This is a genomic window from Sphingorhabdus sp. (assembly GCF_046596595.1).
GTDB lineage: Bacteria > Pseudomonadota > Alphaproteobacteria > Sphingomonadales > Sphingomonadaceae > Sphingorhabdus_B.
Genome location: NZ_JBKJMB010000087.1, coordinates 84,041 through 96,224, shown reverse-complemented (window position 1 = coordinate 96,224; position 12,184 = coordinate 84,041). Strand labels below are relative to the sequence as shown.

The window sequence follows — 12,184 nt, the reverse complement described above, 5'->3', positions numbered from 1 at the left end:
ATGACCGAACGACCCGAATAGTCGACGCGCTTGCCCAAAAGGTTCTGGCGGAAGCGGCCCTGCTTGCCCTTGAGCATGTCGGACAGCGACTTCAGCGGACGCTTGTTGGCGCCCGTGATGGTCCGGCCACGACGGCCATTGTCGAACAAGGCGTCAACGGCTTCCTGCAACATACGCTTTTCGTTGCGGACGATGATGTCTGGCGCGCGGAGTTCGATCAGGCGCTTCAAACGGTTGTTACGGTTGATCACGCGGCGATAGAGATCGTTGAGATCGGACGTCGCGAAACGGCCACCATCCAGCGGCACCAGCGGGCGCAATTCTGGTGGAATGACCGGAATGACATCCAGGATCATCCACTCGGGCTTGTTGCCTGAATCGATGAAGCTTTCGACAACCTTCAAACGCTTGATGATCTTCTTTGGCTTGAGTTCGGACTTTGTAACGGCCAGCTCGTCGAGCAGGTCGGTACGCTCCTGCTCAAGGTCGAGGTCCATCAACATGGTCTTGACGGCTTCAGCGCCAATGCTGGCGGTGAAAGCGTCTTCGCCATATTCGTCCTGTGCGTCGAGCAATTCGTCTTCGCTCAGCAACTGGAACTTCTCAAGCGCGGTCAGGCCAGGCTCGGTAACGATGTAGTTTTCGAAATACAGAACGCGCTCAAGCTGCTTCAGCTGCATGTCGAGCAACAGGCCAATGCGCGATGGCAGCGATTTCAGGAACCAGATATGCGCAACAGGCGCAGCAAGCTCGATATGGCCCATGCGCTCGCGGCGTACCTTGGTGACGGTCACTTCAACGCCGCACTTTTCGCAGACGACGCCCTTGTACTTCATGCGCTTATACTTGCCGCACAAGCACTCATAATCCTTTACCGGGCCAAAGATGCGCGCGCAGAACAGGCCATCACGCTCTGGCTTGAACGTGCGGTAGTTGATGGTTTCCGGCTTCTTGATTTCGCCAAAAGACCAGCTGCGGATTTTTTCCGGTGACGCGATCCCGATCTGGATCTGGTCAAAGGTTTCGACCTTGGCAACGGGATTGTTGAATTTCGATAGTTCGTTCATTCTTTTTTCCTTTAATCCCCCTCCCGCTTGCGGGAGGGGCTAGGGGAGGGTGCTACCGGGAGGGACTGACCCTCCCCCGACCCCTCCCGCGTACGGGAGGGGAGGTGGTTACACCCTTATTCCGCTGCCTCGGCAAAGCCCTCGTCACCTTCGACCAGATCATGCGCTTTCAGTTCTACATTGAGACCCAATGAGCGCATTTCCTTGACCAGAACGTTGAAGCTTTCGGGGATACCGGCTTCAAAGCTGTCGTCACCCTTGACGATGGCTTCATACACCTTGGTACGACCGATCACGTCATCTGATTTGACCGTAAGCATTTCCTGCAAGGTATAAGCCGCGCCATATGCCTGAAGTGCCCAGCATTCCATTTCGCCGAAACGCTGACCGCCAAATTGCGCCTTACCACCCAGTGGCTGCTGCGTAACAAGGCTGTACGGTCCGATCGAACGGGCGTGGATCTTGTCATCAACAAGGTGATGCAGCTTGAGCATGTAAATGATGCCAACCGTGACCTTACGGTCAAACTTGTCACCAGTACGTCCGTCGAACAGGTCGGATTGGCCAGACCCATCAAGTCCAGCAAGCTGAAGCATTGATGTGACGTCGGCTTCACGCGCACCGTCGAAAACAGGGGTGCCCATAGGAACGCCGGTGATGACATTGCCAGCAAGCTCGATGATGTCCGCGTCGCTTCGGCCATTGATCTCGGCGGCATAAGTGTCACCATATGCCTTGACCAGACGTTCACGCACGACCGCTGGCGGCGCTGCTGCTTCGGGATTCGGGTTTGCATGGCGCCACTCTTCGAGAGCCTCACCGATTTGCATCCCCAGACTACGCGCAGCCCAACCAAGATGGGTTTCGAAAATCTGACCCACGTTCATACGCGATGGCACACCCAATGGATTGAGCACGATGTCGACTGGCGTGCCGTCGGCAAGGAATGGCATGTCTTCTTGCGGAAGAATCCGCGAGATAACCCCCTTGTTTCCGTGACGTCCGGCCATCTTGTCGCCCGGTTGCAGCTTACGCTTCACCGCGACGAACACCTTGACCATCTTGAGCACGCCTGGGGCCAGCTCATCGCCGCGCTCCAGCTTCTCACGGCGATCTTCGAACTTCTCGACGATCAACTTGACCGCATCGTCATACTGCACCTTGACGGCTTCAAGGTCGCCTTGAACCTTGTCGTCGGCAACAGCGATTTTCCACCATTCATGACGCTCTACTTCGCTGAGATTTTCCTCAGTGATCGTATCGCCCTTCTTGATACCCTTTGGCGCTGCGGCCGCCGTTTGACCAAGAAGCATGTCCTTCAAGCGGTTATAGCTTGCGCGGTTCAAAATCGAACGTTCATCTTCGCGATCCTTCGCCAGACGTTCGATTTCTTCACGTTCAATCGCCATGGCACGTTCGTCTTTGTCGATGCCGTGGCGGTTGAATACGCGCACTTCAACGACTGTCCCTGCAACACCGGGTGACAGACGCAGCGAAGTGTCACGCACGTCGCTTGCCTTTTCACCGAAGATGGCACGCAGAAGCTTTTCTTCCGGGGTCATCGGGCTTTCGCCCTTCGGCGTAATTTTGCCGACCAGAATGTCACCTGGATGCACTTCAGCACCAATATATACGATGCCGGCTTCATCAAGGCTACGCAGAGCCTCTTCACCAACGTTCGGAATATCGCGCGTGATGTCTTCTGGTCCAAGCTTGGTATCGCGGGCCATCACTTCGAATTCTTCGATATGGACTGAAGTGAACACGTCGTCTTTCACGATGCGCTCGGAGATCAGGATCGAATCTTCGTAGTTGTAACCGTTCCAGGGCATAAACGCGACGAGGCTGTTCTTGCCCAATGCGAGTTCGCCCAGTTCAGTCGATGGACCATCAGCAATGATGTCGCCAGCCTCAATCACGTCACCGACCTTCACCAATGGCTTCTGGTTGATGCATGTGTTCTGGTTCGACCGCTGGAACTTTTGCAACGTGTAGATGTCGACGCCAGACTTGCCGGGCTCGACTTCGCCGGTGACGCGCACAACGATACGGGTTGCATCGACTTGGTCGACAATGCCCGTGCGGCGTGCGCCAATGGCAGCGCCGGAATCGCGGGCAACGGTTTCTTCCATGCCAGTGCCGACAAACGGAGCTTCTGCACGCAGCAGAGGTACAGCCTGACGTTGCATGTTCGAACCCATGAGCGCGCGGTTGGCGTCATCGTTTTCCAGGAACGGGATCAGCGACGCAGCCACCGAAACCAGCTGCTTTGGCGACACGTCCATCAACGTGATCTGGTCACGCGGTGCCATCAGGAATTCACCCGCTTCACGCGACGAAATCAGGTCTTCGGCAAAGCTGCCATCGGCATTCAATTCGGCGTTCGCCTGCGCGATCGTGTTCTTTTGCTCTTCCATTGCGGACAGATAGACCACTTCGTCGGTAACCTTGCCGTCGATGATCTTGCGATATGGCGTTTCGATAAAGCCATATTTGTTCACGCGGCTAAAGCTGGCGAGCGAGTTGATCAGACCAATGTTCGGGCCTTCCGGCGTTTCGATCGGGCAGATGCGGCCATAATGCGTCGGGTGAACGTCGCGGACTTCGAAGCCTGCACGCTCACGCGTCAGACCACCTGGTCCAAGTGCCGAAACGCGGCGCTTGTGGGTGACTTCTGAAAGCGGGTTGGTCTGATCCATGAACTGCGACAATTGCGACGAACCAAAGAACTCGCGGACAGCCGCAACTGCTGGCTTGGCGTTGATCAGGTCGTTTGGCATCACGGTCGACACATCGACCGAGCTCATCCGCTCCTTCACCGCGCGCTCCATACGCAGCAAGCCAACGCGATACTGGTTTTCAAGCAATTCGCCGACCGAACGGACGCGGCGGTTGCCGAGGTTATCGATGTCGTCGATTTCGCCCTTACCGTCCTTGAGGTTCACAAGCTCCTTGACCACCGCGAGGATATCTTCGGTGCGCAAGGTGGTCAGCGTGTCCTCAACGTCAAGGTTCAGACGCATGTTCAACTTGACGCGGCCAACCGCGCTCAGGTCATAGCGGTCTGCATCAAAGAACAGGCCAGCAAACAAAGCCTCTGCGGTTTCGCGCGTTGGCGGCTCGCCGGGACGCATGACGCGGTAGATCGCATCAAGGCCCATGTCGCGGTTCTCGGCCTTGTCAGCCTTTAACGTGTTACGCATCCACGCGCCAGTGATGACATGGTCGATGTCGAGCAGCTCGATGCTGTCGATCCCGGCTTTGTCCAAAGCGTCGAGGTTTTCGGCAGTGATCTCGTCACCTGCCTCGACATAGATGCGGCCAGTTTTCTCGTCGATGAGGTCAAATGCCGAATAACGGCCAAAGATTTCCTCGGTCGGGATCAGCAGGTCGGTCAAGCCGTCCTTCACTGCCTTGTTGGCAGCACGCGGCGTAACCTTGGTTCCGGCAGGGAACACAACTTCGCCGGTCTTGGCATCGACAATGTCGAACATCGGCTTCGAAGCACGCCATTGCTCGGAGTTGAACGGAATCTTCCATCCACCCTTGCCACGTGCAAATGTTACGCGGTCATAGAAGTGACCCAGGATTTCTTCGTCGTTCAGACCAAGCGAATAGAGCAGCGTCGTGACGGGAAGCTTGCGCTTACGGTCGATACGGACGTTGACGATATCCTTGGCATCGAATTCAAAGTCGAGCCACGAACCACGGTACGGAATGACGCGCGCTGCAAACAGATATTTGCCGCTGCTGTGCGTCTTGCCGCGGTCATGGTCGAACAGGACGCCCGGCGAACGGTGCATCTGCGATACGATAACGCGCTCTGTACCGTTGATGAAGAAGGTGCCGTTATGCGTCATGAGCGGCATGTCGCCCATATACACGTCCTGCTCCTTGATATCGAGGACCGAACGCGCTTCGGTGTCGGGGTCAACCTCGAACACGATCAGGCGCAACGTGACCTTCATCTGCGCCGCATAGGTTATCCCGCGCTGACGGCATTCTTCAACGTCATATTTGGGATCTTCGAGTTCGTAATGAACGAAGTCGAGTTCCGAAGTGCCGGCAAAATCCTTGACCGGAAAGACGCTGCGCAGCGTCTTTTCAAGACCCGATACATAACCGATCGACGGGTCGGAACGCAGGAACTGTTCATAGCTCTCGCGCTGGACTTCGATCAGGTTGGGCATTTCGATAACTTCATGGATGTTACCGAAGATTTTGCGGATACGCTTTTGACGCGAGAGTGTCGCTGGAGCGGGACGTGATGCCATAAGGTGCGTTGCCTCAGTTAGAAATGTCAGGCGCAGGAAGACTTTCCACTTGCTGGGGTCCACAAGACAAGAAAAGGCCGCAAGACAATGACCCCAAGATTCGGGTCCTGCCGTGCAGCCGTTTCGCGTATGTGAAACCCATGTCCATCAATGCGTTAGCCAAGTTGCGCGACGACAAGGCTGTTCCCGATGGTGTGGATGTTGCCACCCATATAGGCCGCGCTTTCCCCAGCGTCAAGCCGTGTGCGGCACCGAAATGGACTTAAACAAGCCGCGAAAGGTCACACTAAAGTCTCACCTAAACCGCCTTGGAACGCATGCGGGTCAAACGCTGTCCACTGTCATTGCGAGCAAAGCGAAGCAATCTAGCATTGGGTAGAACAACCCTGGATTGCCACGGCGCTCTGCGCCTCGCAATGACGATGCGCTGGACAGGGTAGGAGCGGGCTAGACTGTTGGCATTCCCGTCATTGCGGTCAAAGCGAAGCATTCCAGCGTGGCGCAGGCCATCAGCGAAAAGTCACACTAAGGTCTCACCTAAATTGAGCTGCGGCGCGTGCAGGGGCTGTTGAGCATGCCCCGATCAGCCAGAGGGGCGTTTGGCGATGTCGGCAACGATGGTGACGGAAGAAATCCTACATTTCAAGCGCTTTGTTGGGGTTGGCATCCTGAAGATGACTATTTCAGGATATTACTTGTTAGTCACCCTCGGCATTACGATCCTTAATCAAATTCGTGATATCGCAGGTCGGACGCCATAGAACTGTTGCCGTTTACTCCCGCCAACGATACGTCTCAACCCCGCGCAGACTCTGCGCAGCCACGGGGAGGATGTAGACATTGGCAAAAGGCGTATTTTTACACCGCGCTGACTCTATTTACGATGATCGTCCCGAAGAGCGGTATCAATTCCCAAGCCAATATCTGTCTAGAGCAAGCCAATTTATTGGGGACTGGGTCGTATATTATGAGCCCGTTAAGGCCGGAAAAAAGGGTTATTTTGCCATTGCGCGGGTGGAGGAAATCGTGCCTGATCCGACAATTACAGGTATGTATCTCGCACTTATTGAGCCAGGTTCTTATTTGCCAATGGAATACGCCGTACCGTTCAATGACCAAGATGGCTTAGTGGAGCGCGGTCTCCTCAATGAAGCTGGCAAAATTTCAGGTAGGGCGCAGGCAGCAGTCCGGCCGATTACGTTAGAGGACTTTAACCGGATATTGGAACGCGGAATTCCGGATGTGGACGATGTGCTGCCAAGGGTAGATACACCTCATCCAGAGGCTATTAAAAGCCATTTTGGTGAAACACCCTCGCCGTTCTTATTTGACCAAGAGCGGGAACGAACAAGTTCGGTCAGCAACCGTCTTATCCGCGATCGGGTATTCCGCAAAGTTGTGCTCGATGCGTATGACTGCAGATGCGCCATTACCGGGTTTAAGCTCATTAACGGTGGTGGACGTGCCGAAGTCGAAGCTGCCCATATAAAACCCGTGGAAGCAAACGGTCCCGACATTATTGCAAACGGCATAGCGCTTTCGGGAACGGTTCACTGGATGTTCGACCGAGGGCTGGTCAGCTTATCGGATGATCTTGATATCCTCGTTTCGCGGCAGATAAACGATTCAGATCGTGTTTGGAGTTTAGTCAATCCAAGCCGAAAGGCGGACCTGCCACACCATCAATCGTTGCGACCTCATCCGAGGTTCTTGGAGTGGCATCGGCAACATTGTTTTAAGCACTGATTAATGACTGCTCTAAAGCTGCATTTCTATAGTAGGGACGCGCCCTCGGCTACTTTTTAAGCCCAGTTCTGGAGGCAACTTTTTCGATCACTTCGCATGTAGGGCTGTTCAAATTCTGCCACGTGTCGCACGACCGAGGGGTGCCTCGACTAAACTCGACACGAATGGTTACGGAACGAGAAGTCAGCTTTCGTTCCCCTCCCGCATGCGCGTGGAGGGGAGAAAGTAATTGACCCTCTCCCGCTTGCGGGAGGGGTTAGGGGAGGGGCGAGCCGGAGGCGAGCTTTGTGGTCTTGGTGTTTGAGGCCCTCCCCCAGCCCCTCCCGCAAGCGGGAGGGGAGAAAGTCAGTAAACTCTCCGGCCTGCGGGAGGGGAGAAATGAAGTATGCCCACCGCTTGCGGGAGGGGAGAAAGTAGCTAACCTTTAACCCGTCATCCTGAACTTGTTTCAGGATCTTAATTTTTCACGCGGGAGGACGGATGTAAGATCCTGAAACGAGTTCAGGATGACGTTGGGATATCTTGGCCACCTTACCCTTCCTCGCCTTTTACCCCTTCCTCGCCTTTTATACCTTCTTCAGCGCGAGTCCTTTGTGAGGGCCTCCGCCTTATGCGCTGCCTTTTTCCCCTCATCGGTCTCCACGATAAATTGCGGTTCGTCCTTGGACGCGGCGACCTTGTGGCCTTTGATTTGCGTCGGGCTGGTCTGTTTCTTTACTACCTTGCCGTGCGCGGTGCCGCTATGGGATTTCCAGCTTACCTTGTCGCCTGCTTTGGGCTCGCGTGTCGTTGGTGTCTTGTCCGCCATGTCGTGTCTCCTGTACCAGCATAAGCCAACGCGCAGGGCCGCGACGCGTTCCTTCATCCTACAGGCGTTCCGCGCCCCATTTGGCGGCCTGCGCCTACAGGCGTTCCGCCATGCTTGATGGCGCGGGGCGGCCCTGCTAGGGGCGCGGGATGACTGAACTCTCCCTCATCCGTAATTTTTCCATTATCGCGCACATCGACCACGGGAAGTCGACGCTGGCCGACCGGCTGATCCAGCAAACCGGCGGGCTGACCGCGCGCGAGATGACGAGCCAGGTGCTCGACAATATGGACATCGAGAAAGAGCGCGGCATCACCATCAAGGCGCAGACCGTGCGGCTCGATTACACCGCAAAAGACGGCCTTGTGTATCAGCTGAACCTTATGGACACGCCGGGCCATGTCGACTTTGCCTATGAAGTCAGCCGAAGCCTCGCCGCATGCGAAGGCGCGTTGCTCGTCGTCGACGCCGCACAAGGCGTTGAGGCGCAGACGCTCGCCAACGTCTACCAGTCGATCGAGCATGACCATGAAATCGTCCCCGTCATCAACAAGATCGATCTGCCCGCGGCCGAGGTGGACAAGGTCAAGGCCGAGATCGAGGAAATCATTGGCCTGCCTGCCGACAACGCGGTGCTCACCAGCGCCAAGTCCGGCATCGGCATTGACGAAGTGCTTGAGGCGGTCGTCACCCGCATCCCCCCGCCAAAGGGCGACCGCACCGCGCCGCTGAAGGCGATGCTCGTCGACTCATGGTACGACCCCTATCTCGGCGTCGTCATCCTGATCCGCGTGATCGACGGCGTGATCAAGAAAGGCCAGGAAATCCAGTTCATGGCCGCTGGCACAAAGCATCTGGTCGACCGCGTCGGATGCATGCGGCCAAAGCTTGAGATTCTGGGCGAGATCGCCGCGGGCGAGGTTGGCATCATCACCGCGCAGATCAAGGAAGTCGCGCAAACCCGCGTCGGCGACACCATCACCGATGCCAAGCGCCCCGCCGCGGAGGCCTTGCCCGGCTTCAAGGAAGTGCAGCCCGTCGTGTTCTGCGGCCTGTTCCCGACCGACGCCGCCGACTTCGAGAAGCTGCGCGAAAGCATCAGCAAGCTGCGCCTTAACGATGCATCGTTCAGCTTCGAAACCGAAAGCAGCGCCGCCTTGGGCTTTGGCTTTCGCTGCGGTTTCCTTGGGCTGTTGCACCTCGAGATCATTCAGGAGCGGCTGACGCGCGAGTTCGACCTTGACCTCATCACCACCGCGCCGTCGGTGGTCTACAAGCTCAAGCTCAGCCGGTCGAAGACCGACGACGCACGCGAGATGGAGCTGCACAACCCGGCCGACATGCCCGACGTCAACCGCATCGACGAGATTCAGGAGCCATGGATCGAGGCGACGATTTACTGCCCTGATGAATATCTGGGCTCGATCCTAAAGCTGTGCCAGGACCGGCGTGGCATTCAGAAGCAGCTGACGTATGTCGGCGGCCGCGCGCAATTGGTCTACGAACTGCCGCTCAACGAAGTGGTGTTCGACTTTTACGACCGGCTAAAGAGCATCAGCCGCGGCTATGCGTCGTTCGACTATCACCAGATCGGCCATCGCGAAGGCGACCTTGTGAAGATGAGCATCATGGTCAATGGCGACGCGGTCGATGCGCTGAGCATGATCGTCCACCGCGGCACCGCGGAATCACGCGGCCGCGGCATGTGCGAGCGGCTCAAGGACCTCATCCCGCGCCATCTGTTCAAGATCCCCATCCAGGCCGCGATCGGCGGCAAGGTCATCGCCCGCGAAACCATCGCCGCGATGCGCAAGGACGTGACCGCGAAATGCTATGGCGGTGACATCAGCCGCAAGAAAAAGCTGCTGGAAAAGCAGAAAAAGGGCAAGGCGCGGATGCGGGAGTACGGGAATGTGAGCATCCCGCAGGAGGCGTTTATCGCTGCGTTGCGGATGGGGGAGGAGTAAGTATTTGGCCAGAGCGCGATTCGGGTTTTTGCTTTTGGTTTTGGCCAGTGCAGGTGGTTGCGCACCAGCGATGGAGACGGGGACGATGACATCACTGGCGCCAAAGCCACTCATGGTGTGGGAAGACCTGCTCTCGCGGCCAAAGCCAGCGCCTGATGTGACGATCAGCTATGGCCCCGATGCCTTGCAGGTGGTGGACGTCTGGCAACCTAACGCGGCCAAATTCGGGCGGGGTCCGCATCCTGCGGTCGTGATGATCCACGGCGGATGCTGGCAGACCGCGATTGCCGAGCGCGATATCATGAACTGGATTGCCGACGACCTGCGCGCCCATGGCGTTGGCGTGTGGAATATCGAATATCGCGGCGTGGACCGAGGCGGTGGCTATCCCGGGACCTATCTGGACGTGGGCGCGGCGGCGGATCTGTTTGCGACAAAGCGCGCGGAATATGGCTTTCGAACTGATGCGCCAGTGGTGACGATCGGGCATTCGGCGGGCGGGCATCTTTCCTTGTGGCTTGCGCGGCGGTCGGCATTGGCAAAGGGCGATGCGTTGCGCGGGGCCAAGCCGTTGCGGGTGGACCTTGCGATATCGCAGGGTGGCTTGCCCGATTTGCGTGCGCAAATGACCTTGCCCGACCATGGATGCGGCAATGAAAGCGCGACTGCCATGGCCAAGGGTGAGTTCAGCCGTACCTCTCCGCCCGAAATGCCCAAGGGGCGCGCGCGCGAGTTGCAGTTCAACAATGACCTCGACAGCATTGCGCCGCCGTCCTTTGGCGCGGCTTATGGCGCGAGGATGGTGACAACGCCGCATGAGGGCCATGCCGAGCTCATCGCGCCCGAGACCGTGTCCTGGGGCAAGCAGCGCGCGGAAATATTGAAGGCGTTTGGCCTGAAGGCGGCGAAACCATGACGTTGGACCAGGCGCAGGCATTGGATGCGGCGGATCCACTGGCGTCCTATCGCGCGCAGTTCCTGTGCCCGGACGGCGTGATCTATCTCGATGGCAACTCGCTGGGGCAATTGCCGCTGGCGACTGTAGCGGCAAGCGCGGAGGCGGTCAAAACGGCGTGGGGCCAGCGGTTGATCCGTGGCTGGAACGAAGGCTGGATCGATGCGCCGCAGCGTGTCGGTGCGATGATTGCGCCGCTGATCGGCGCAGCGGCAGATGAAGTTATCTCGGCGGACTCGACGTCGGTCAATTTGTACAAGCTGATCGTCGCGGCGCTCCGGCTTGATCCTTCGCGTAAAGTTGTTGTGAGCGAGGCGGGGAATTTCCCGACCGACCTGCAAATTGCGGAGGGGGCGGTGCAGGCTGTGGCCGGGGCGGAGTTGCGGGTGGTGGAACGCGGTGCGCTGGCGGAGGCGCTGGGTGATGACACCGCGTTGCTGCTGCTGACTCACGTGCATTACAAGACCGCAGCGCGCTTCGACATGGTGGCGTGGACCAAGGCTGCGCATGATGCGGGAGCTATGGTTTGCTGGGACCTGAGCCATAGTGCTGGCGCAGTCGCGGTTGAGCTGAACGCGGCGGTGGCGGACTTGGCGGTGGGTTGCGGCTATAAATATCTGAATGGCGGGCCGGGTGCGCCCGCGTTCCTCTTCGTGGCGAAGCGTTGGCAGGAGCAATTACACAATCCGCTGTCGGGCTGGATGGGCCATGCCGCGCCTTTTGAATTTGCCGATAGCTATGAAGCGGCACCGGGTATGAAAAGGTGGCTGACGGGAACGCCATGCGTGTTGAGCCTCGTCGCGCTGGAAAGCGGGCTGAAGCTGTGGGCGGATATCGACATTCGCGCTGTGGAGGCCAAGTCGGCGGCCCTGTGGAACATTTTCCATGCGTCTGGCACGGCGGCTGGGCTTGAGTGCGTCACGCCTTCAAACCCGCATGAGCGGGGTAGCCATATCAGTTTCCGCCACCCGCAGGCATATGAAATCGTGCAAGCGCTCATCGCGCGCGGCGTCATCGGCGACTTCCGCGACCCCGACATCATGCGCTTTGGCCTGACTCCGCTGATGCTCAGCCACGCCGATATCTGGCGTGCCGGCGAAATGCTGCGCGAGATAGTCGCCAGCGGTAGTTTTCGTGCGCCAGAATTTGCTGTGCGGTATGCGGTGACATAGTCGAGTTCCTATCCCCCGTTGCTCCAGCGCAGGCTGGAGCCTATCACGCTTGGCCGGTTAGAACTTCGCTCGCCATATGGACGTCATGGGCCCCAGCCTGCGCTGGGGCGACGATTTGTGATAATTCCCGGGCAACGCGTGGTTTGTCGGTTCTAGGTTCTCTACTCCTCGCTTATGCAGCGCCCCATTTAGATG

General features: G+C 57.6%; 6 protein-coding genes and 1 pseudogene. 4 read left to right on the top strand and 3 right to left on the bottom strand.

Going from position 1 to position 12,184, the window contains the following annotated elements:
* Together ACLL9E_RS08650 and rpoB are read right to left on the bottom strand one after the other, a co-directional pair.
* A pseudogene (locus ACLL9E_RS08650) lies at window positions 1–1,067 on the bottom strand (DNA-directed RNA polymerase subunit beta'); the annotation flags it as partial.
* Window positions 1,068–1,183: 116 nt separating this feature from the next.
* Entirely contained in the window at window positions 1,184–5,341 is a 4,158-nt protein-coding gene (rpoB, locus tag ACLL9E_RS08645; RefSeq protein ID WP_411291335.1) for a DNA-directed RNA polymerase subunit beta, read from the bottom strand.
* 840 nt (window positions 5,342–6,181) lie between these two features.
* Between rpoB and ACLL9E_RS08640 the strand changes: the two genes are divergently transcribed.
* Window positions 6,182–7,087: an HNH endonuclease gene (locus ACLL9E_RS08640; RefSeq protein ID WP_411291334.1), complete on the top strand. Its 906-nt coding sequence runs from the start codon at window positions 6,182–6,184 to the stop codon at window positions 7,085–7,087.
* Window positions 7,088–7,664: 577 nt separating this feature from the next.
* On the opposite strand, the gene ACLL9E_RS08635 is transcribed toward ACLL9E_RS08640, so the two are convergent.
* Window positions 7,665–7,895, bottom strand: a complete 231-nt coding sequence (locus ACLL9E_RS08635) for a DUF2945 domain-containing protein (RefSeq protein ID WP_411291333.1) — start codon at window positions 7,893–7,895, stop codon at window positions 7,665–7,667.
* Window positions 7,896–8,044: 149 nt separating this feature from the next.
* On the opposite strand from ACLL9E_RS08635, the gene lepA reads away from it, so the two are divergent.
* The 3 genes from lepA to kynU are packed head-to-tail and all read left to right on the top strand — an operon-like array spanning window position 8,045 to window position 11,989.
* Window positions 8,045–9,862, top strand: coding sequence for a translation elongation factor 4 (lepA, locus tag ACLL9E_RS08630; protein ID WP_411291332.1), 1,818 nt, complete (start codon window positions 8,045–8,047; stop codon window positions 9,860–9,862).
* Window positions 9,863–9,866: 4 nt separating this feature from the next.
* Window positions 9,867–10,778, top strand: a complete 912-nt coding sequence (locus ACLL9E_RS08625; protein ID WP_411291331.1) for an alpha/beta hydrolase — start codon at window positions 9,867–9,869, stop codon at window positions 10,776–10,778.
* Window positions 10,775–11,989, top strand: coding sequence for a kynureninase (kynU, locus tag ACLL9E_RS08620; protein ID WP_411291330.1), 1,215 nt, complete (start codon window positions 10,775–10,777; stop codon window positions 11,987–11,989). The genes ACLL9E_RS08625 and kynU overlap by 4 nt, the downstream gene beginning before the upstream one ends.
* Window positions 11,990–12,184: the final 195 nt, after the last annotated feature.

Coding starts and splice junctions, on each gene's coding strand:
- rpoB (WP_411291335.1), bottom strand. CDS start 5,341: ATGGCATCACGTCCCGCTCCAGCGACACTCTCGCGTCAAAAGCGTATC.
- ACLL9E_RS08635 (WP_411291333.1), bottom strand. CDS start 7,895: ATGGCGGACAAGACACCAACGACACGCGAGCCCAAAGCAGGCGACAAG.
- lepA (WP_411291332.1), top strand. CDS start 8,045: ATGACTGAACTCTCCCTCATCCGTAATTTTTCCATTATCGCGCACATC.
- kynU (WP_411291330.1), top strand. CDS start 10,775: ATGACGTTGGACCAGGCGCAGGCATTGGATGCGGCGGATCCACTGGCG.